This window comes from Allosediminivita pacifica, from assembly GCF_003054175.1.
GTDB classification, from domain to species: Bacteria; Pseudomonadota; Alphaproteobacteria; order Rhodobacterales; family Rhodobacteraceae; genus Allosediminivita; species Allosediminivita pacifica.
Genome location: NZ_QBKN01000012.1, coordinates 1 through 21,438, shown reverse-complemented (window position 1 = coordinate 21,438; position 21,438 = coordinate 1). Strand labels below are relative to the sequence as shown.

Here is a 21,438-nt window from a genome sequence, read left to right as displayed (position 1 = left end):
ATGGAGCGTCACACTCCCATCCGGCTCGGCATGGTCGGCGGTGGCGCCGGCGCCTTCATCGGCGACGTGCACCGCATCGCAAGCCGCATTGACGGACGATATCGCCTCGTGGCCGGCGCGTTGAGCTCGACACCCGAAAAGGCCGAGCAGAGCGGCGCCGCGGTCGGCCTTGCCGAAGACCGGACCTATTCCGACTACACCGAGATGGCCAAGCGCGAAGCGCGCCTGAAAGACGGCATCGAGGCGGTGGCGATCTGCACACCGAACCATCTGCACGTCCCCGTCGCACGAGAGTTCCTCAAGCGGGGCATCCACGTAATCTGCGACAAGCCGCTGTCCTCGTCTCTGGCCGAGGCCAAGCGCCTGCGCCAGACCGCGGAAAAGGCCGACGCGCTTTTCGTGCTGACCCATAACTATTCGGGCTACCCGATGGTCCGCCTGGCCAAGGAGATGGTTGCCGCGGGCGCGCTTGGCGCCATCCGTGTGGTCCAGGTTGAATATCCGCAGGACTGGATGACCGATGCGGTCGAAGAACAGGGTGTGAAACAAGCCGAATGGCGCGCCGACCCCGAGCGCGCAGGCCTGGGCGGTGCGACCGGCGACATCGGCACGCATGCCTATCACCTCGCCCGGTTCGTGACGGGACTGGCGTTGGAAAAACTGGCCGCAGATCTTGCGGCTTTCGTGCCCGGACGGCAGCTCGATGACAACGCGCACGTGATGATGCGCTTCGCGGGCGGCGCCAAGGGCATGCTCTGGTGCAGCCAGGTCGCGCCGGGGCAGGAAAACGGTCTGCGTCTGCGTGTCTTCGGCGACAAGGGCGCGCTCGAGTGGTTCCAGGAGACTCCGAACCAGCTCTGGCACACGACCCACGGGGAACCGACACGCCGGCTGACGCGCAACGGCCCCGGCACCGGGGACGCGGCAGCGCGGGTCAGCCGCATTCCGCCGGGCCACCCGGAAGGCTACCTCGAAGGCTTCGCGAACATATACACCGATGCCGCGCTCGCCATACGAGCGCACCAGCGGGGCGAGCCGGTCCCCGAGGGCGTGGACCTGCCGAGCCTTGAGGACGGTATCGAGGGTGTGGCCTTCGTCGAGGCCTGCGTGCGCTCGTCGTCCCGCGACGCCGCCTGGGTGGAACTGAAGTCATGACGGCCCCTGCCCTCGCCCTTCACGAAGTGACAAAGCGCTTCGGGCCGATCGAAGTGCTGCATGGGGTCGACTTCGACCTGCGCCCCGGAGAGGTGCACGCGCTGATCGGTGAAAACGGCGCAGGCAAGTCCACGATGATGAAGATCCTCGGCGGCTACCTCTCCGCGACGGAAGGCGAGGTGCGGCTGGACGGGAAGGCGGTGGCGTTTTCCGAAAGCGCCGAGGCCGAAGCGGCCGGGGTCATCATGATCCACCAGGAATTCAACCTCGCCGAACACCTCAGCGTCGAGCAGAACATCTTCCTCGGGCGCGAACTGAAACGTGGCCCCTTCCTGGACCACCGGTCCATGCAAGCGAAGTCGCGCGAGCTGATGCAGGCGCTCGAAGCGAATGTTGCGCCCACCACCCGGCTGTCCGACATCTCGGTCCCAGAGAAGCAGATGGTCGAGATCGCCAAGGCCCTGTCGCGCAACGTCCGCGTCCTGATCATGGACGAACCGACCGCAGTGCTGACCGGTGCCGAGGCCCGCGTGCTGTTCAAGCAGGTCCGCCGCCTGCGCGACGAGGGCGCGGCCATCCTGTTCACCTCTCACAAGCTCGACGAGGTGCGCGAGATCGCCGACCGCGTCACGGTGCTGCGGGACGGGGCGGTCGTGGCGCACGGCCCGATCAGCGACTTCACGCAGGACAAGATGGCCACCGCCATGGTCGGGCGCGAGGTTTCGGACCTTTTCCCCGAAAAACGCCCCGGCGGCGGCGAGACGATCCTCGAAGCGCGGGATGTAGACGTCCCCGGCCACGTGACCGGCGCATCTCTGGCGCTGCGCAAGGGCGAGATCCTCGGCATCGGCGGTCTGGTCGGCGCGGGGCGGACGGAACTGATGGAGGGCCTTGTCGGCCTGCGTCCGCGCACGGGTGAAGTGAAATTCAAGGACACGCCGCTGCCCGACGGCGACGTGGCCGAGGCCCGCCGCCGCGGGTTCGTGTACCTGACCGAGGACCGAAAGGGCGCCGGTCTCCTCCTGGAGAAGTCCCTGACCGAGAACCTGACGCTTTCGGTCCTTCACCGCTATGCCAAGCCGCTGATCGACCGGAAAGCCGAGGCAAGGGCGCTTGAACAAGCCATCAAGGACTTCGACATCCGCGTGCCTTCGCGCGACGTGCAGGTCGGCAACCTGTCCGGCGGCAACCAGCAGAAACTTCTGCTGGCCAAGACCATGCTGGCCGACCCCGAGGTGGTCGTCATCGACGAGCCTACCCGCGGCATCGATATCGGCACCAAGCAGCAGATCTACCGCCTGATCCACCGCCTCGCGGAGGAAGGGCGCAGCATCATCGTCATCTCGTCCGAAATGCCCGAACTGATCGGCCTCTGCGACCGCGTCTACGTCATACACGGCGGCCGGATCAGCGGAGAGCTTCAGGGCAAGGAGGTGACAGAGGACAACGTCATCCGGCTCGCCACGGGTCTTGGAGGACACAGGGAGGACGCGGCATGAGCACCGCAAGCACCAACGGCGCCGCGGCACGCGGTTTCAAGATAGACCTGACCGTTCTGGGACCGATCCTCGCGCTTCTCGCGCTGGTCCTGATCGGCATCCTTCTGAATCCGAACTTCCTCAGCTACGCGAACATCACCAACGTGCTGGCGCGGTCGGCCTTCATCGGGATCATCGCGGTGGGCATGACCTTCGTCATCACCGCCGGGGGGCTCGACCTCTCGGTCGGCTCAATGGCGGCCTTCATCGCAGGGCTCATGATCCTCTGCATGAACCTTCTGATCCCCGGGATGGGCGAAAACCTCGGTGTGATCCTGATCGGCGTCCTGGTCGCGCTGGCCGCGGGCCTTGTCGCGGGGGCGATCAACGGCCTTCTCGTGACCCGAGCCGGGATCGAGGCCTTCATCGTCACGCTCGGCACCATGGGCATCTACCGCAGCCTCGTGACCTGGCTGGCCGATGGCGGGACTCTCTCGCTCGACTACGCCATGCGCGAACTCTACCGACCGGTCTACTATGGCGGGATTCTCGGGATCTCCTGGCCGATCATCGTCTTTGCCGTCGTCGCGATCCTCGGCGAGATCGTCATGCGCCACACTGCCTTCGGTCGCCACTGCGCCGCCATCGGATCGAACGAAACGGTTGCGCGCTATTCCACCGTCGCCGTGCTGCGGGTCAAGACGCTAACCTACGTGCTGCTCGGGCTCCTCGTGGGCGTCGCGGTGGTCATGTACGTGCCGCGCCTCGGCTCGGCCTCGGCCTCGACAGGTCTTCTGTGGGAGCTCGAGGCCATCGCGGCCGTGATCATCGGGGGCACCATGCTCAAGGGCGGCTTTGGCCGGGTCTGGGGCACGGTGGTCGGCGTGCTGATCCTCAGCCTGATCGGCAACATCCTGAACCTGACCGACATGGTGAGCCCCTATCTCAACGGCGCGATCCAGGGCGTCATCATCATCCTCGCCGTCGTGCTTCAGAGGAAAGGCAAGGCGTCGCGCTGATATCTTTCAACCCCAGGGAGGACTAACATGAAACATCTGGCACTCACGACCGCGCTCGTCGGCAGCCTCGCGCTGCCCGCCGCCGCGGAAACGATAGGAGTCTCGATCCCCGCTGCCACCCACGGCTGGGCCGGCGCTCTGAACTTCCACGCCGAACAGACCGTCGAGCGGCTGGAGAAGCAGTACGAGAACCTCGATTTCGTGCTGACCACCACCCCGGATTCCGGCACCCAGATCAGCGATCTCGAAGACATGGTCGCCACGCGCAACATCGACGCGCTGGTGGTTCTGCCCTTCGAATCCGAACCGCTGACCGGCCCGATCCAGCGCATTGCCGAGAGCGGCACCTGGGTTACCGTGGTGGACCGCGGCCTGTCTCAGGAGGGGATCGAGAACCTCTACGTGGCCGGTGACAACGAAAGCTTCGGCAAGACCGCCGGGGACTACTTCGTCGAGAACCTGGACGAAGGCAGCAAGGTCGTCGTCCTGCGCGGCATCCCCACCAGCATCGACAACGAGAGGGTTGAAGCCTTCCAGGCTGCGCTCGACGGTTCCGGGGTCGAGGTCCTGGCCATGGAGCACGGCAACTGGAATCGCGACGACGCCTTCACGGTGATGCAGGACTACCTGTCGCGCTATCCCGAGATCGACGCGGTCTGGGCGGCTGACGACGACATGGCCGTCGGTGCCATCGGCGCGATCGAACAGGCCGGTCGCGAGGACGAGATGTGGGTCGTTGGCGGCGCCGGCATGAAGGAGATGGTTCGCCGCGTTCAGGAGGGTGACGACATGGTGCCCGTGGACGTGACCTACCCGCCCGCCATGATTGCGACGGCAATCGAGCTGACGGCTCTTGGCGTCATGTCCGAGGGCGTGCCGATGTCGGGGGAGTTCATCCTCTCCTCCGAGCTGATCACGCAGGAGAACGCCGAGCAGTACTACTACGAGGACAGCCCTTACTGATCCTCCGGGGGCCGCGGGAGGCGGCCCCCACCCTGCCCATCTGTCCATCGGAAGAAATCAACCTAAAGCTGTAAAATTCTCGCTTAAGTTGATGACAACGATTACACGATCGTGCAAACTTTGAGAGGGAGGACTCATGACACATCACATTCAAAACGCCGCACTCGGAACCATCCTTGCCGGTGCCATCGCCTTTCCCGCCGTTGCGCAGGAGGGACAGCCCATCGCGGTGCAGATGTACACGCTGCGCGATCTCGGCACGCTGGAAGAGCAGTTGCAGGCTGTCGAAGACGCTGGCGTGACGGCCATCGAGACCGTTGGCACGCAGGGCGTCTCCGCAGAGGACCTGAACAGCATGCTCGACGAGCATGGGATCGAAGTCGTTTCCAGCCACGTGCAACTGGCCACGCTTCGCGACGAACTCGACGAGGCCGTCGCTTTCAACAAGGCGATCGGGAACGACACGATCACCGTGCCATACCTGCCCGAAGATCAGCGCCCGACCGACGCCGCAGGATGGCAGGAGCTGGGCGAGGAACTCGGGGGCATTGCCGCGGAGCTCGCAGAAGAAGACATGCGCCTCGGCTATCACAACCACGACTTCGAGATGGTCGATTATGACGGTCAGACCGCCCTCGAAATCATGTTCGAGGCCGCAGGCCCCGACGTTCTTGCCCAGATCGACCTCGCCTGGGTGGATCGTGGCGGGCATGATCCGGCCGAATACCTGCGCACCATCGGCGACCGGGTCTTTGCGGTCCATGCCAAGGACAACGCGCCTGATGGCGAAAACGAAGACCAGCGCGGTTTCGCGGCAGTCGGAGCCGGCACTCTGGATTGGCCAGGCATCCTCGACGCCGCGCAAGAGGTCGGTGTCGAATGGTACATCATCGAACACGACCTGCCCGCCGACGCCGCGGGCGTGATCGCCGAGGGCGCGGATTTCCTGCGCGAGGAACTGCCCGCCCACGCGGCCTCCAACTGATCCCCTGATCGCGGTCCCGCCACCGGGCGGGACCTGCACCCCGACACGACAATGCCGGCTTCGGCCGTCCCGCGCTTTTCGGGACGGTGCACGGAGGAGGTGCGCCGGCAACCAAGGGAGGACATCATGGACAGGTCAACGATCACGCGCCGCCAGCTTGCCTTGGGCACACTGGCCGGCGTCGCGGTGGCACGGGCAGGTGCCACAAGAGCACAGTCGCCCGAGGGGCCCTCCGGCAACCGTGTCAGGCACTCCGTCGCCCGGTGGACATTCGGGGACATGCCACTGCCCGAGCTGTGCAATCTGGCCAGCGACATCGGCATGCAGGCCATCGACCTCGTGGGACCGGAGGACTGGCACGTACTCCGGAACGCCGGGCTCGACAGCTCCATGTGCAACAGCGCCGAACCCAATCTCACCGACGGCTTTGCCGATCCGCAATTTCATGATGCCCTCGTGCAGAGCTACGAACGCCACATCGACCTTGTGGCAGAGGCAGGCTACCGCAACCTGATCCTGTTCAGCGGCAACGGCCGCGGCATCGATCCCGGCAAGGGTCTCGTCAACGCGGAGGCGGGCATCAAGCGCATTCTCCGGCGGGCCGAACAGCGCGGCGTCGTGCTGCAGATGGAGCTGCTGAACTCCAAGGTCGATCACCCCGGCTACATGGCGGACAACTCGCCCTGGGGTGTCGAGCTGTGCAACCGCCTCGGCTCCGAGAATTTCCGCCTGCTCTACGACATCTATCACATGCAGATCATGGAGGGCGACGTGATCCGTACGATCCGGGATCATGGCGACTGCTTCGGCCACTATCACACCGCCGGCGTTCCCGGCCGCCACGAGATCGGCGAGGACCAGGAGCTGCGCTATCCCGCCATCGTGCGCGCGATCCAGGAGACCGGCTTCGACGGCTACCTCGCGCAGGAATTCATTCCCAGTGCAGCAGACATGCAGACAGCCGGCGACGCGCTTCGCGACGCGGTGGAGATCTGCACCGTCTGAGACATCCAGCTTTGTGCCAGAGGAGGAGACAACAATGGCTGACGAAATGCACTACGACGCGATCGTCGTGGGGTCCGGCATCAGTGGTGGCTGGGCCGCCAAGGAACTGACCGAGAAGGGGCTCAAGGTGCTGCTGCTCGAACGCGGCCGCAACATCGAGCACATCACCGACTATACCAACGCCCAGAAAGAGGCCTGGGACTACCCTCACCGCGGTGAAGCCACCCGCGAGATGGTCGAGAAGCACCCGACCCTCAGCCGCGACTACCCGCTCAACGAGCCGACCAACGGCATGTGGGCCGACGAGCAGAAGAACCCCTACACCGAGGAAAAGCGCTTCGACTGGTTCCGCGGCTACCACGTGGGCGGGCGTTCCCTGCTCTGGGGACGGCACAGCTATCGCTGGAACCCGAAGGATTTCGAGGCAAACGCCGAAGAGGGCATCGCCGTCGACTGGCCGATCCGCTACGACGACCTTGCCCCATGGTACGACTACGTCGAGGGCCATGCCGGCATCTCGGGCAACCGGGACGGGCTCGACGTGCTGCCCGACGGCAACTTCCAGCCCCCGATCCCGCTGAACATCGTGGAAAAGACGGTCTCCGAGCGGCTCGCCAGCGAGTTCGAGGGCACGCGCCATCTCATCAATGCGCGGATGTCCAACATGACCGAGGCCAAGCCGGACGAGGGCCGCAGCGCCTGCCAGTATCGCGACAAGTGCTGGCTCGGCTGCCCCTACGGCGCCTATTTCTCGACCCAGTCCTCGACACTGCCCGCCGCCATGGCCACCGGTAACCTCACCCTGCGCCCGCATTCGATCGTGCGGCAGGTCATGTACGACCGCGACAACAAGCGCGCCACCGGCGTCGAGGTCATCGATGCCGAGACCAACCAGACCTATGAATACACCGCCGACGTGATCTTCCTGAACGCGTCGACCTTCAATTCGACCTGGATTCTCATGAACTCCGCCACCGATGTCTGGGAGGGCGGTCTCGGGTCGTCCTCGGGCGAGCTTGGCCACAACGTGATGGACCACCACTTCCGCACCGGCGCCACCGCCACCATCGAGGGCTTCGAGGACAAGTACTATTTTGGCCGCCGTCCCACGGGCTACTACATGCCCCGCTACCGCAATTGGGGCGCCGACACGCGCGACTACGTCCGCGGCTTCGGCTATCAGGGCTCGGCCAGCCGCGATGGCTGGGATCGATCCGTCGCCGAACTCGGCACCGGGGAAGGCCTGAAAGAGGCCCTCTCCAAGCCCGGCCAATGGAGCATGATGATGCTCGCCTTCGGCGAGATGCTTCCCGCCCACGAGAACCACATCGCACTCGATCCCCACGTCACCGACGCCTGGGGGCTACCGGTCCTGAAGTTCTCGGTCGAGATCGGCGAGAATGAAGAGATGATGCGCAAGGACATGCGCGCCGACGCGGTCGAGATGCTTTCGGCTGCGGGCGGCTCCGATGTCCAAGGCTTCGACTGGGGCTATGCGCCCGGCATGGGCATCCACGAAATGGGCACCGCGCGCATGGGGCGCGACCCAGAAACCAGCGTGCTGAACGCCCACAACCAGGTCTGGGACGCGCCGAACGTCTTCGTCACCGACGGCGCCTGCATGACGTCGTCCTCCTGCGTGAATCCTTCGCTCACATACATGGCGCTGACCGCGCGGGCCGCCGATTACGCCGTGTCGGAACTGAAGAAAGGAAACCTCTGATGAACCGCAGACAGCTTCTCCAGATGATCGCGGCGGCAACGGGGACCGCTTTCATCGCCGGCACCGTTCGCGCCTACGAGCCCACCGAAACCGGCAAGAACCTCTTCACCGCCGAAGATGGCGCCCTGCTGAACGAGCTTGGCGAGACGATCCTTCCCGCGACGGACACGCCCGGCGCAAAGGATGCCGACGTCGGCCCGTTCATCACGCAGTACGTGTCCGACTGCTACGATGACGACCAGCAGGCGCTGTTCCGCGAGGGCCTGAAGGACCTGCGCGAACGCACCCAGATGGTCTACGGCACCGATTTCGCGAACCTCACCGACAGCCAGCGCCGCGCCTTCGTCGATGACCTCGACCAGGCCGCCAAGATCGTCGCGGCTTCGGCTGGTGAAGAGGCGGGGCCCGGCGATCTGCACTGGTTCACCATGATGAAGCAGCTCGTCATCTTCGCCTTCTTCACCTCCGAAGTCGGCGGCACCGAGGTGCTTCGCTACGTTCAGGTGCCGGGCCGCTTCGATGGCGACGTCGACTACAACGGCGAGCCCGCCTGGGCGACCTGAACCGACCGGGCGCTGGACCACCGGCGCCCCCTGCTTGAAAATGGGAGGAGACAGACCATGAGACGGACGATGACCATTCTGGCCACGCTGGCGCTTGCCACGCCCGCCGCAGCCCAGGAAATGACCGACGCCCAGCGATCGCAGGTGACCGAACTGGACGGCCCTGTGCCCGCCAGGATCGAGGCCCCTGCCGCGGGCGTACCCTCGGATGCCACCGTGCTCTTCGGTGGCGAGAATCTCGACGCATGGGAAAGCGTCGAAGGCGGGCCCGCGGAATGGACCGTCGAGGACGGGATCATGCGTGTGAACCGCGGCAGCGGCGCGATCCGGACCACGCAGGATTTCTGCGATGTACAGCTCCACATCGAATGGCGCGCTCCTTCCGAGACCGAGGGTTACGACGGGCAGGATCGCGGGAACTCGGGCGTCTTCCTGCAGGAGCGCTACGAGGTGCAGGTGCTCGACAGCTACGACAACCCGACCTACGCCAACGGCCAGGCCGCCTCTATCTACAAGCAGCACATCCCGCTCGTGAACGCCTCGCGCCCGCCGGGCGAATGGCAGAGCTACGACATCATCTACACCGCGCCCGAGTTCGGCTCGGACGACCGCGTGCGCGAACCGGCTCACGTCACGGTCCTTCACAACGGCGTCGTCGTCCAGAACCACGTCGAAATCCAGGGCAAGACCGTCTGGATCGGCGCCCCGAGCTACGACGAGGCGCACGGTTGCGCGCCGATCATGCTTCAGGATCACGACGCGGACGTGGCCTATCGCAACATCTGGGTACGCGACCTGTCCTGATCCGCAGGGGCACCTACGCGCCTTGTCGACGGAACGAACAGGATTGCGGAACCTAGACCGCCCGCCGATGCTTGTCATCGGCGGGCGTCTTTCTGCCCGGCGATTTCGGAGGGAAACTGATCGAATGTTCAAAGAGATGTTCCGTGCCGCCGAGGTCTGGCAGAAAACGGCCCTCACCGGCACGCAGATGATGGTCGCCACGGGAACAGTCATGCAGATCCGCATGATGCAGATGGCGATGGGAACCATGAGACCCGATGAAGCCAGCCGCATGATGCTCGAAAAACCTGCGGCGTTCGCAAGGGCGGTCGAAAAGTCCTCAATGGCGCTGATGCGCAACCAGGGCCTTGCTGCCGCGACGCTTGCAGGCATGCGCCCGATCGGGACCACCGCCCGCGCCAACGCCCGGCGCTTGTCGCGGAAAAACTAGTGAGGTCATCTGGCAGGACCGGAAACGCAAACCGGCGGCCCGAAGGCCACCGGTCGATTGACTACCTGGAGGCAGTCTTGCCGGTCAGGCGGTCAACTCTCGCGCCGTGATGGTGTAGACGAAGTTCTGCGGGTCGAGTTCGTCGAGCTCCTGCCCACCGACCTCGGCCATCGGGTACATCAGGAACGGGATCTGCTCGCGTTCCATACCCTGTAGCGACACGTCGTGAGCAAAGTTGTAGCCGATCCAGTTGCCTTCCCAAGCACCGAACAGCCCTTCGCGCACCGCCTGAACCTCCGGATCGCCAAGCTGCAGCGTCTTCGGCGGCTCTTCGAGCACGACCTTGCGCACGTCGGCCGGATCGACCGGGATCCAGCCATGATCATCGAGGTAGACCTCGGCACGGCAATGCTGCGCCTTTGTGACGTCCGAAGACCCTGCCCCAAGGCTCTTGTAGCCAAACTCCGAAGGCGCCACCCGCAAGCCGTAGACGTCACGCGCCGGCAGTCCGGCGGCCCGGGCAAGCCCGACGTAGAGCGCATTGAGATCCGCGCACTTGCCGGTCAGGTCGCCCATCTGCAGCATCGAGGCGATATCGCCGAGACCGCAGCCGCGCGTCTCGGGGTTGCGCTCGGTGCTTTCCACAACCCAGTCGTAGATGAGCCGCGCCTTTTCGGTGTCGTCCTCGACATCGCCGACGATGCTCTGCGCGGTCTCCTGGACGATCCCGTCCAGCGGCAGAAGTTCGGTCGCCGAGGTGAAGCGCGCCCGCTCCTCCTCCGTCAGCGGCTCGACGTTGCCCGTTGCACTGAAATCGGTCGAGCGGTCCTGCGCGGCAGCGGTCGAGACCACCTCCAGAACGGCGTCCCCCTCACCCTCGGGCCAGACCGCGTGGACGTAGCGGGCGCCAGAGGCCTCGTCGGTGCGCAGCGTGACCTCTTCGGCGTCCGTCTCCCAGCTGGTTTCGCCGGCGCGCATCCAGTCCCCTGCAGTGACAGCGGGCACCGGAACCCAGACCTCGACCGTCTTGCCGTTGCGCGGAACCGCGACTCGCGTCGTCAGTTCGAACCGGCGCCAGCCGCTCGGCTGAGGCGCGAATGCAGCAAGGGCAAGGCGCGGCGCGGCGGCAAGAGCCGTGGCAGCCACGCCGAGTTTCAGTGCGGTGCGTCGGGTGAAGGTCATGGAATTCCTCGTTCGTGCGGGGATCGCCAGGACCATCGACGGCCCAACGCCCCTACGTCGGTCGCTTGAAAAACTGCGGCCCTTCCTACACCCGCGGCCCGATGCTGCGACAGGGCAAAAGCGCAGAAACCGGTCCGGAGATAACACTCCAATGTAATTTGAATTGCAATCAAATTTAAATCAGGTATCTCGCCCCGATGCCCCAGCCACCCTCCCCCCGCGCCCGTTTCGGGATTCGCTTCGCACTCCTGGCCCGCCGATGGCGCCGCGCGCTCGACGCGCGACTGGCCGAGGCCGGGCTGACCGACGCCACCTGGGTGCCTCTTGTGCACCTTGACGAAACCGGCGGCGGTCTCAGCCAGAAGGATCTCGCCGCGTTGGTCGGTGTCGACGGATCGAGCCTCGTACGCGTGATCGACATCCTCGCGCGCCAGGACCTTGTCGAACGCCGCCCCGACCCCGCGGACGGTCGCACGCGACGCATTCACCTGACCCGGGACGGTCAGGCCCGCGTTGCGCAGATCCGAGATGAGCTCACCCGCGCCGAGGCCGTGCTCTTGGCCGACCTGAGCGACAACGAGATCGGCCAGATCCTGGAACGCTTCGAGCGGATCGAGCAGCGGCTCGACGACCTCAACGCAAGAGAAGACCTGCAAACGTGACCATGACCTCCGAGCCCAACAACGCCCCCTCGCTGAACGGCACCGGCCGCATCGACGTCGCACGCCACCTTATCCACCCTCGAAATCTGCGGGACAGCCTCGCGCTCTCGCGTCAGCCCTATCTTCGCAGCTCACTGGTTGCTGGCTTTCAGGCCGGTCTAACCGTCGCGATCGCCTTGCCCGTCGTCACGCTGTCACCGCGTGCCGACCTGATCGGCTTCGCTGCGCTCGGTGCGCTTCCCGCCCTCTTCGGCCGCTTCCAGCCACGCGGAGGGCGCAGCCTGGTGGTGGTGATGGCGGTGCTTTTGCAGACCCTGGTCGTCTTGGGGATGTCGATGGCAAGCCTTTACGGTGCGCCACCTTCGCTCCAGATCCTGCTGATCTCTCTCGTGTGCGGAGCGATCTATTTTGTCACCGTCACGGGGCGGTTCGGCCCGCCAGGTGGCGTATTGTTCGTCTTCGCCTGCGGCGCGGCACTGTCACCCGTCGCTTCCGGGGCCGAGGTCCTTGCCCGGGTGGCGGCCACGGGCATCGTGGGGCTGCTCGCCGTTGTCATCTGCATCGTGACCGAACGCCTCAGGCATCTGCCCGGCGGCGCCGAATACCCGACCGAACAACGCCGACCTGTGGGACATCGCGTGATCGCCGCGCTGCGCATCGTGGTCGCCGCCGCGGTGACGCTAGTTGTCGCGCATGCGCTCGGGGCAGACCACCCGGTCTGGGCGGCCATGGGCGCCATGGTCGTGCTGCAGGGCCCGCAGCTGCACACGAACATGCATCGCGCGCTTCAACGGATGGCCGGCGGGCTGGTCGGCTCTGCCTTCGCCTGGCTGATCCTCGTGCAGGAGCCCTCGCTCTGGGCGACCATCGGCACGCTCATCGCCCTGCAACTCGCGACTGAACTGGTGATCGGGTCCAACTATGCCCTCGGCCAGCTCTTCGTGACACCGACGGCCCTGCTCATGAGCTATATCGCGCTGCCCGGGGCCTCCGGTGCGCAAATGGCACCCGAGCGCGTCCTCGACACGATGCTGGGTGCCTGCGTCGGCATCGTTGTGGCGGTTCTGCTGTCGAGCGTAGAGGACCGTCATCATCTCGTCGCCCAAAGCGACAAGGCGCGCGGAGCCTGAACCTTGTTCCGGACGAACCCTTTGCCTCGGCCCGCACGTGGTCTACGACTTTGCTCAAAGGCCCCGAGGAAAAAGGCACGTCATGACAGAGCGGCACCCCGATCTATCCGACATCTTCGCCGCGCGGCAGGCCATTCGCGGCGTTGCCGTGGAAACACCGGTCATCCGGTCGGCGCTTTCGACGCCGCAGGCGCCCCTCTGGCTTAAGCTCGAAATGCTCCAGCCCAGCGGCGCCTTCAAGCTGCGCGGCGCCGCAAATGCGCTGGCGCAACTGACCGAGGCAGAGCAGCAGCGCGGCGTGGTCTGTTGTTCCACAGGCAATCACGGCACAGCCGTGGCCTATGCCGCCGCCCGCATGGGCATCCCCGCCACCGTCTGCCTGTCCGAGCTGGTCCCCGATGTGAAGGTCCGCGCGATCGAGGCGCAGGGCGCGACCGTGCACCGTGAGGGCAGGTCGCAGGACGACGCCCAGCGCGCCGCCGACAAGATGGTCGAGGAAGACGGTCGCACCGACATTCCCCCCTTCGATCACCCGGACGTCATCGCGGGTCAGGGCACCATTGGGCTCGAGCTTCTGCAAGAGTTGCCGAACCTCGAAACTCTGCTGATCCCCCTGTCGGGCGGCGGGCTCGCCGCTGGCATCGCCGTGGCGGCCAAGACCATCAAGCCATCCATCCGGCTCGTCGGCATCAGCATGGACCGCGGCGCCGCCATGGCTGAAAGCCTCAAGGCCGGCCACCCGGTCGAGGTGACCGAGGTCGCCTCCCTCGCCGACAGCCTCGGCGGCGGCATAGGCCTGAAGAACCGCCACACCTTTGCCCTCTGCCGCGACCTCCTCGACGAGGTCGTCCTGCTGACCGAACAGGAGATCTACCGCGGCCTCGCGGCGCTCTACCGCGAGGATCGGGTCGTGGCCGAGGGGGCCTGCGCCGTGGGCCACGCGGCGATCATCGCCGGCAAGGTCACGCTCACCGGCCCCACCGCCACGATCATCACGGGACGCAACGTGGATATGGATCAGTTCACGCGCGTTGTGACGGGACAGCCTGTGAAACTGGGCGATGTGACCCTGGAAGGAGCCTGAGAGATGGACGACATCCTGATCGTGAACGAAACCGACCTGCGCCTGCAGGTGGCGCTCGACCATGACGCCGTGAACGTGGTCGAGGCCGCCTTCGACGCGCTCGCCGGGGCCGGCGTGGTCATGCCGCCGGTCATGTCGATGGACTTCGCCGACGCCAACGGCGAGGTCGACGTGAAAACCGCCTACCTGCCCGGCGTCGACAGCTTTGCCATCAAGGTCAGCCCCGGCTTCTTCGACAATCCTCAACTCGGCCTGCCCAGCCTCAACGGCCTCATGGTGGTCCTCTCGGCCAAGACCGGTCTGGTGGAGGCGGTGCTGCTCGACAACGGGTATCTGACCAACGTGCGCACCGCCGCCGCGGGCGCGGTGGCCGCGCGCCACCTTGCGCCCCCTGCCGTCCAGACGGCTGGCGTCATCGGGTCCGGGATGCAGGGCCGGATGCAGATGATCGCCGCACACCTCGAACGCCCCTACAGCCGCGCTCTTGTCTGGTCGCCCACACACGAGAACGCGCAGGCCTGCGCCGAGGACATCGCCCAGGCCACCGGCGCCGAGGTCCTTGTCGCCACCTGCCCCGAGGAAGTGGTCAGCGAAAGCCAGCTGGTTGTCACCACCACCCCATCGAGGGATCCCATCGTGCAGGCCGACTGGCTGCACTCCAACCTGCACATCACCGCCATGGGCTCGGACCAGGAGGGCAAGACCGAGATCGCGCCCGACGCGATCGCCGCCGCCGACCTCTATGCCTGCGACCGCGTCGCCCAGTGCGAGATCATGGGCGAGCTTCGCGGCGCGCGCGCGGCGGGCCACCTGCGCGATGTGACGCCCCCCGAGCTGGGCCAGATCATCAGGGGCATGGCCACCGGCCGCACCGCCGACGCGCAGACCACGATCTGCGATCTCACCGGCACCGGCGTGCAGGACACGGCGATTGCCCGCCTCGCCCTCACCCGCCTGCGTGAACAGGGCCCCGGCACGCCCTTCCCGAGGTAGCGAGGCCCATGGCGACCACTCCGCGTCTCGACAGCTACGACATTGCCATCCTGCGAGAGCTTCAGCGCAACGGCCGCATGACCAAGGTCGCGCTGGCCGAGGCGGTCAACCTTTCGCCCAGCCCCTGCTGGGAACGTCTCAAGAAGCTGGAGAGCGCGGGCTTCATCACTGGCTACCGGGCGCAGGTGGACATCCGCAAGATCGCCCCCGTGACCGAGGTGCTGGTCGAGGTCGTCCTTGACGGCCACCGCGCCGCCGATTTCCGCACCTTTGAAGAGGCCATGAAGGCCGAACCCTGCGTGCAGGGCTGCTGGGCGCTCGGCGGCGGCGTGGACTACATCCTGCACCTCAGCGTGTCCGACGTCGATGCCTACCAGCGTCTGATGGATTCCCTGCTCGACGCGGACATCGGCATCGGGCGCTATTTTGGCTATATCGTCACCCGCACGGTCAAGGCCGAGGCGCCCCCGGTGCCCGATCCCTGACGCCTCGGCGGTCTGGCAGAAAAAGTCTCTGCCCGGGCCGTCCTGCGCAGAGAGATCCTCTGCCCTCCGCGCGAACTTCGGCAGGAAACTCCTCCCGCAAGCCTCTAGGTAGGCCGCATAGAGTTCATTCAGCCGTGAAAGGGCAGACCATGCTTCATGATCGCATCGAGTCGGGCGTCGGCGTCGACGACCCCAAGCTCGTCCGCAGCTTCTCCTACATCGGCGGCAAGTGGGTCGGCGCCAGCGATGGCGCCACCATCACCGTCACCAACCCCGCCGACGGCAGCACCGTGGGCGAGATCGCCAAGCTTTCGGCCGCCGAAAGCACGGAGGCCGTGGATGCCGCGCAAGAGGCCTACGCCAGCTGGTCCACCAGCTTGCCGCAGGACCGCGGTGCGCTGCTGCGCCGCTGGTACGAGCTGATGGTCCAGAACGCCGAGGACCTCGCCCGCATCATGGTGGCCGAGCAGGGCAAACCCATCTCCGAGGCGCGCGGCGAAATCGCCTATGCCGCCAGCTTCGTCGAGTACTACGCCGAAGAAGCCAAGCGCCCCGACGTCGAAGGCGTCACCAGCCACCTCCCCGATGCCGAGGTCGAGCTCTGGATGGAGCCGGTGGGCGTCGCCGCCCTCGTGACCCCCTGGAACTTCCCCTCGGCCATGCTGACCCGCAAGGCCGCCGCGGCGCTCGCCGCCGGCTGCACCGTGGTCGCGCACCCCTCGGCCGAGACGCCCTTCTCGGCCACCGCGCTGGCCGAACTCGCCGAACGCGCCGGTTTCCCGGCGGGCGTCTTCAACCTCGTCACCGGTGACGCGCCGACCGTCGTGGCCCTCTGGACCGCCGACAGCCGCGTCCGCGCCCTGTCCTTCACCGGCTCCACCGAGGTCGGTCGCCTGCTTTACCGCCAGAGCGCCGACACCGTGAAGAAGCTGGTCATGGAACTGGGCGGCCACGCCCCGGTCATCGTCTTCGCCGACGCCGACCTCGACAAGGCCGTGGTCGAGACCATGAAGGCCAAGTTCGCCACCTCCGGTCAGGACTGCCTTGGCGCCAACCGCATCTACGTCGAACGCCCCGTCTACGACGAGTTCTGCCGCCGCTTCACCGAGGCCGCCAAGGCGCTCAGCGTCGGACGCGGCATGGACGACCCGGACATCGGGCCGCTCATGAACGAAAAGGCCGTGGCCAAGCAGGAATCGCATGTCTCCGACGCGCTCTCCAAGGGCGCCAAGCTCGCCTGCGGCGGAAAGCGCCACGAGCTCGGGCCGCTCTTCTACGAGCCCACGGTCCTCACCGACGTCCCCCACGACGCCGCCATCCTGAAGGAAGAGACCTTCGGTCCCGTCGCCCCGATCACCCCCTTCGACAGCGAAGAGGAAATCGTGAAGCGGGCGAACGACACCGAATACGGTCTCGTCGCCTACGTGCACGCGCTCGACCCGCGCCGTATCTACCGCCTCAGCCGCTCCCTCCAGTTCGGCATGGTGGCGGTGAACCGCACCAAGGTAACCGGCGCGCCGATCCCCTTCGGCGGCACCAAGCAGTCGGGCCTCGGCCGCGAAGGTGCCCGCATGGGCATGCAGGAATTCATGGACGTCAAATACGTCTGCCGCGACTGGGGCTGATCCCGGAAAGGAGGCTCGAATGAACGTCCTCTTCGTCCTCGCCCACCCCGAGCGCGCCTCCTTCAACGGCGCGCTCGTCGATACCGGCACAGCGGCCATGCGCGCCGCGGGCCACAGCGTGGAGATCTCCGATCTCTACGGCGAAGGCTTCGACCCGGTCGAGAAAGCGCAGAACTATGCCCCGCGCGCGCAGGAAGGGACCTTTGCGCCCCTCGCCGAACAACGCCACGCCTACAAGCAGGGCACGCTTTGCCCTGAGGTACGGCGTGAAATCGACCGGCTCGAACGCGCCGATCTCGTGGTCTTCCAGTTTCCCGTGTGGTGGCATGCCATGCCCGCCATGCTGAAGGGCTGGTTCGACCGGGTCTTCGTGTCGGGAGGCCTCTACACGAGCCGTATGCGCTATGACGAAGGCTACTTCCGGGGCCGCCGGGCGATCTGCTCGGTCACCTCGGGCGCGCCGGCCGAGACATTCGTGCCCGGCGGGCGCGGCGGCGGGCTCGACCAGATCCTCTGGTCGACGCAGTTCTCGCTGCACTACATGGGCTTTTCGGTCCTGCCCCCGCACGCCACCTTCGGCGTTCAGGGACACGGCTATGCCTATGCCGACGACGATGCCTTCGCCGATCACATGGAAAAGGCGAAGAATGCCTTCGCCGAACGACTGACACACCTTGACGACGATACGCCCCTCCGCTTCCCCGGATGGGCCGACTGGGACGACACTGGCCGTCCCCTCCGCGCCGTGAACAGCTGAAAAAACCGACAAGAAGAAAGGCACGCCGATGCTGACCAACGACAAGCTTTCCGAGTGGGACCGGGAGAACTTCTTCCACCCCTCGACCCATCTCGCCCAGTTCGCCCGCGGCGAGATTCCTAACCGCATCATCACCGGCGGCTCGGGCTGTCACATCGAGGACCGTGACGGCACCCGCCTGCTCGACGGCTTCGCGGGCCTCTACTGCGTGAACGTCGGCTACGGCCGCCCCGAGATCGCCGAGGCCATCGCCGAACAGGCGAAGGAATTGGCCTACTACCACGCCTACGTCGGCCACGGCACCGAGGCCTCCATCACGCTGTCCAAGATGATCCTCGACCGCGCGCCCAAGGGCATGTCCAAGGTCTACTTCGGCCTCGGCGGCTCGGACGCGAACGAAACCAACGTCAAGCTGGTCTGGTACTACAACAACATCCGCGGCCTGCCGAAGAAGAAGAAGATCATCTCGCGCTGGCGCGGCTATCACGGGTCGGGCCTCGTGACCGGCTCGCTGACGGGTCTCGAGCTGTTCCACAAGAAGTTCGACCTCCCGTTGACCCAGGTGGTCCACACAGAGGCGCCATACTACTATCGCCGCGACGACCTCTCCATGAGCGAGGAGCAGTTCGTGCAGCACTGTGCGGACGAGCTTGAGGCGCTGATCCAGCGCGAAGGTCCCGACACCGTCGCCGCCTTCATCGGCGAGCCGGCGCTTGGCACCGGAGGCCTCGTGCCGCCGCCGGCCGGCTACTGGAAGGCGATCCAGGAGGTGCTGGACCGTCACGACATCCTGCTGATCGCGGACGAGGTCGTCACCGGCTTCGGCCGCCTCGGCACCATGTTCGGCTCGGACCATTACGGCATCAAGCCCGACCTCATCACCATCGCCAAGGGTCTGACCTCGGCCTATGCGCCGCTTTCGGGCAGCATTGTCGGCGACAAGATGTGGAAGGTGCTCGAACAGGGCACTGACGAGAACGGCGCCATCGGCCATGGCTGGACGTACTCGGCCCACCCGATCGGTGCGGCGGCAGGCATCGCCAACCTTAAGCTCATCGACGATCTGAGCCTAATCCAGAATGCGGGCGACGTAGGCGCGCACTTCAAGGCGGCGCTCCAGGCAGAGCTTGGAGATCACCCCAACGTGGGCGAGATCCGCGGCGAGGGTCTGCTCTGCGCGGTTGAGTTCGTGTCGGACCGCGACAGCCGCACCTATTTCGACCCCGGCGACAAGATCGCCTACCAGGTCAACGCTGCACTCCTTTCGCGCGGCGTCATCTCGCGTGCCATGCCCCAGGGCGAGATCCTGGGCTTCGCCCCGCCCTTCTGCCTCACCCGCGCCGAGGCCGACGAAATCGCCGGAAAACTCGGCGAATCGGTCCGCGAAGTACTCGGCTGACAACTGGCAATTCAGGGGCCGCCCTCCCGGGCGGCCGCTTTCGATCCGAACGAAGCCCGCTCAAGACCCGCGCGCCCGCGGCAGGCGCCAGCCGTAGCGCACGCTGGCCAGCCTGATCGCGAAAGCCAGCAACATCGACAGGGCGACGGCGAGGCCTTCCGCGATCTCGGCAGCCCTGAGGCCGGCGTACGCGGCCGAGCCACAGAGGGCGGCCAGCGCGTAGACCTCCTCGTGCAGGACTCGCGGCACCTCAGCGGCCATCATGTCGCGCAGCATGCCACCACCCACCGCGCTCATCACCCCAAGCAATACCGCACCCGGCGCGTCCAGTCCGAAGGCGAGCGCCTTGTCGCAGCCCGCGACGGCAAAGACGCCGAGTCCTACGGCATCCAGCACCATGACCGGTCGCCACTGGCGGTCGATAAACGGCGCGAAAAAGAAGGCCCCGAGCCCTGCGGCCGCTGCCACAGCCATGGGCCAGAGGGTACTCAGCACCTCCGGTGGCGCCTCGCGCAGGAGCAGGTCCCGTAACAGGCCACCGGCAACCCCGGCGGCCACCGCAAGAACGATGATCCCGAAAAGATCCAGCCGACGGCGAATCGCGACCATTGCACCGCTCAGACCGAAAGCGAAGGTCCCGACGACGTTAAGCATTTCCAGTGACGCGGCGGCGGTCATGGCAGTCCTTTCTTTCTCAGGAGGATCCTAGCAGCGCTTCCTCGCGCTCCAAGGCGAAAGACATGCGATACGAACCGGGACGACAGTCATCGATATGCTCTGCGAACCGGAAAATCCGACACTCAGAACGGTTTGTTAATGCAGCGACCGTATCCCTTGGCCCCGGTCGGGAGACAGAAGAGCTCCCTGTCAGCCAAATTCGCCAAGACTGCGAGGGTGAAGGGTCAAACATGTCAGATGTCCATTTCCATGCTCTCGGGCCGGCGCGCGCCCGCACGGGAGAAGATCCTCTCGTCCCGTTCCTGCGGGGCGCCAGGGGCGGACAGGTCACGATCTCGGCGCGAGATGTTCACCGCATCGATGCCCATCGCCTCCAGGTGATGCTCGTCGCCGAAAATCAATGGGTCGCCGAAGGCGTCCCCTTCCAGGTCACCGAGATGTCGGACTCCTTCCGCGCCGGGCTGGAACGCCTCGGCTTGCACGCCGACCATTTCGAGAAGGAGCCCGTGCAATGAGCACCAAGATTCTGGCCATCGACGATTCCCGGACCATCCGGAACCTACTGCGCGTCTCTCTCGAAGGGGCGGGATTCGAGTTTCACGCCGCCTGCGACGGTGTCGAGGGGGTCGAGATGTTCCCCGACGTCGAACCCGATGTCGTGATCACCGACATCAACATGCCGAACATGGACGGCTACGGCGTGATCGAGACGCTGCGCAGCGGACCGCAGCGCACCACGGTGCCAATCATCGTTCTCACCACCGAAAGCTCGGATGACCTCAAGGCGCGTGCACGGGACGCCGGCGCCACCGGATGGATCGTCAAACCTTTCGACGACACTTCGCTGATTTCCGTTCTGAAGCGACCGACGGGGCACGTGAGCTGATGTCGATGAACTCCATTCGGGACACCTTCTTCGAAGAATGCGAAGAGCTCCTCGAGTCGCTTGTCGAGGGACTTTCGGCGATGGAGACCAACGCCGAGGACATGGATGTCGTGAACGCCGTCTTTCGGGCGGTGCACTCGATCAAAGGCGGGGCTGGCGCCTTCGGGCTCGACCGGCTCGTGAACTTTGCCCATACCTTCGAAACGGTGATGGACAAGGTTCGATCGCACGAGCTTGCCGTTGACGAGAAGCTGATGAAACTCTTCCATAGGTCGGGCGATCAGCTTTCTGATCTGGTCGAAGCCGAGCGCGACGGTCGCGACGTCAACGACGAGGTGGCTTTGATGCTGTAACCGCCCCCCGACGGCATCGCTGTGCCAAGGTGGGATCGCAACAATCCTTAATGGGAGGCGGTCATGTCAAAGATTACCA

General features: G+C 65.7%; 22 protein-coding genes and 1 pseudogene. 20 read left to right on the top strand and 3 right to left on the bottom strand.

Features of this window, described 5'->3' with window-relative positions:
- The 10 genes from C8N44_RS10850 (at position 1) to C8N44_RS10805 (ending at position 10,125) form a co-directional block, all read left to right on the top strand.
- Positions 1–1,155, top strand: coding sequence for a Gfo/Idh/MocA family protein (locus tag C8N44_RS10850; protein WP_244641064.1), 1,155 nt, complete (start codon positions 1–3; stop codon positions 1,153–1,155).
- A complete protein-coding gene (locus tag C8N44_RS10845) occupies positions 1,152–2,654 on the top strand; it encodes a sugar ABC transporter ATP-binding protein (protein WP_107976361.1) in 1,503 nt (500 codons plus the stop codon). The genes C8N44_RS10850 and C8N44_RS10845 overlap by 4 nt, the downstream gene beginning before the upstream one ends.
- Complete coding sequence (locus tag C8N44_RS10840) at positions 2,651–3,652, top strand: ABC transporter permease (protein ID WP_107976359.1); 1,002 nt, start codon at positions 2,651–2,653, stop codon at positions 3,650–3,652. Before C8N44_RS10845 ends, C8N44_RS10840 begins: the two co-directional genes overlap by 4 nt.
- A gap of 27 nt (positions 3,653–3,679) precedes the next feature.
- Entirely contained in the window at positions 3,680–4,615 is a 936-nt protein-coding gene (locus C8N44_RS10835; protein ID WP_107976357.1) for an ABC transporter substrate-binding protein, read from the top strand.
- 136 nt (positions 4,616–4,751) lie between these two features.
- The gene (locus C8N44_RS10830) at positions 4,752–5,600 is read left to right on the top strand and encodes a sugar phosphate isomerase/epimerase family protein (protein ID WP_107976355.1); all 849 of its coding nucleotides are present in this window, start codon (positions 4,752–4,754) and stop codon (positions 5,598–5,600) included.
- 126 nt (positions 5,601–5,726) lie between these two features.
- A complete protein-coding gene (locus C8N44_RS10825; RefSeq protein ID WP_107976353.1) occupies positions 5,727–6,605 on the top strand; it encodes a hydroxypyruvate isomerase family protein in 879 nt (292 codons plus the stop codon).
- A 34-nt stretch (positions 6,606–6,639) separates the two neighbouring features.
- Positions 6,640–8,328: a GMC oxidoreductase gene (locus tag C8N44_RS10820; RefSeq protein WP_107976351.1), complete on the top strand. Its 1,689-nt coding sequence runs from the start codon at positions 6,640–6,642 to the stop codon at positions 8,326–8,328.
- Positions 8,328–8,891, top strand: a complete 564-nt coding sequence (locus C8N44_RS10815) for a gluconate 2-dehydrogenase subunit 3 family protein (RefSeq protein ID WP_107976350.1) — start codon at positions 8,328–8,330, stop codon at positions 8,889–8,891. Before C8N44_RS10820 ends, C8N44_RS10815 begins: the two co-directional genes overlap by 1 nt.
- A gap of 57 nt (positions 8,892–8,948) precedes the next feature.
- Entirely contained in the window at positions 8,949–9,695 is a 747-nt protein-coding gene (locus tag C8N44_RS10810; protein WP_107976347.1) for a 3-keto-disaccharide hydrolase, read from the top strand.
- A gap of 124 nt (positions 9,696–9,819) precedes the next feature.
- On the top strand, positions 9,820–10,125 hold the full coding sequence (locus C8N44_RS10805; protein WP_107976345.1) for a hypothetical protein: 306 nt from the start codon (positions 9,820–9,822) through the stop codon (positions 10,123–10,125).
- Between the two features lie 84 nt (positions 10,126–10,209).
- Here the strand turns inward: C8N44_RS10805 and C8N44_RS10800 are convergent, their stop codons facing one another.
- Complete coding sequence (locus C8N44_RS10800) at positions 10,210–11,307, bottom strand: transglutaminase-like domain-containing protein (RefSeq protein WP_107976343.1); 1,098 nt, start codon at positions 11,305–11,307, stop codon at positions 10,210–10,212.
- Between the two features lie 197 nt (positions 11,308–11,504).
- Here C8N44_RS10800 and C8N44_RS10795 point away from each other — a divergent pair, with 197 nt between their 5' ends.
- From C8N44_RS10795 to C8N44_RS10760, 8 genes are all read left to right on the top strand, one after another.
- A complete protein-coding gene (locus C8N44_RS10795) occupies positions 11,505–11,969 on the top strand; it encodes a MarR family winged helix-turn-helix transcriptional regulator (RefSeq protein WP_107976341.1) in 465 nt (154 codons plus the stop codon).
- Positions 11,970–11,971: 2 nt separating this feature from the next.
- The gene (locus C8N44_RS10790; protein ID WP_107976339.1) at positions 11,972–13,099 is read left to right on the top strand and encodes an FUSC family protein; all 1,128 of its coding nucleotides are present in this window, start codon (positions 11,972–11,974) and stop codon (positions 13,097–13,099) included.
- A gap of 82 nt (positions 13,100–13,181) precedes the next feature.
- Positions 13,182–14,183 (top strand): hydroxyectoine utilization dehydratase EutB, encoded by a 1,002-nt coding sequence (gene eutB / locus C8N44_RS10785; RefSeq protein WP_107976338.1) that lies wholly within the window; start codon positions 13,182–13,184, stop codon positions 14,181–14,183.
- 3 nt (positions 14,184–14,186) lie between these two features.
- On the top strand, positions 14,187–15,176 hold the full coding sequence (locus C8N44_RS10780; RefSeq protein ID WP_107976336.1) for a cyclodeaminase: 990 nt from the start codon (positions 14,187–14,189) through the stop codon (positions 15,174–15,176).
- A gap of 8 nt (positions 15,177–15,184) precedes the next feature.
- Entirely contained in the window at positions 15,185–15,661 is a 477-nt protein-coding gene (locus C8N44_RS10775) for an Lrp/AsnC family transcriptional regulator (protein ID WP_107976334.1), read from the top strand.
- 149 nt (positions 15,662–15,810) lie between these two features.
- Positions 15,811–17,286, top strand: coding sequence for an NAD-dependent succinate-semialdehyde dehydrogenase (locus C8N44_RS10770; protein ID WP_107976332.1), 1,476 nt, complete (start codon positions 15,811–15,813; stop codon positions 17,284–17,286).
- A gap of 19 nt (positions 17,287–17,305) precedes the next feature.
- Positions 17,306–18,043, top strand: a complete 738-nt coding sequence (locus tag C8N44_RS10765) for an NAD(P)H-dependent oxidoreductase (RefSeq protein ID WP_107976330.1) — start codon at positions 17,306–17,308, stop codon at positions 18,041–18,043.
- Between the two features lie 28 nt (positions 18,044–18,071).
- Positions 18,072–19,442, top strand: a complete 1,371-nt coding sequence (locus C8N44_RS10760; protein ID WP_107976328.1) for an aspartate aminotransferase family protein — start codon at positions 18,072–18,074, stop codon at positions 19,440–19,442.
- 60 nt (positions 19,443–19,502) lie between these two features.
- Here C8N44_RS10760 and C8N44_RS10755 read toward each other — a convergent pair whose 3' ends face one another.
- Both C8N44_RS10755 and C8N44_RS23370 read right to left on the bottom strand, forming a co-directional pair.
- Entirely contained in the window at positions 19,503–20,120 is a 618-nt protein-coding gene (locus C8N44_RS10755; RefSeq protein WP_107976326.1) for a trimeric intracellular cation channel family protein, read from the bottom strand.
- Between the two features lie 233 nt (positions 20,121–20,353).
- Positions 20,354–20,632, bottom strand: a complete 279-nt coding sequence (locus tag C8N44_RS23370) for a hypothetical protein (RefSeq protein WP_158274040.1) — start codon at positions 20,630–20,632, stop codon at positions 20,354–20,356.
- On the opposite strand from C8N44_RS23370, the gene C8N44_RS10745 reads away from it, so the two are divergent.
- Together C8N44_RS10745 and C8N44_RS10740 are read left to right on the top strand one after the other, a co-directional pair.
- Complete coding sequence (locus tag C8N44_RS10745) at positions 20,632–21,006, top strand: response regulator (RefSeq protein ID WP_107976322.1); 375 nt, start codon at positions 20,632–20,634, stop codon at positions 21,004–21,006. The two genes, C8N44_RS23370 and C8N44_RS10745, sit on opposite strands and share 1 nt — an antisense overlap.
- Positions 21,006–21,341 (top strand): annotated as a pseudogene (locus tag C8N44_RS10740) (Hpt domain-containing protein); the annotation flags it as partial. The gene C8N44_RS10745 and the pseudogene C8N44_RS10740, both read left to right, overlap by 1 nt.
- Between the last annotated feature and the right edge of the window lie 97 nt (positions 21,342–21,438).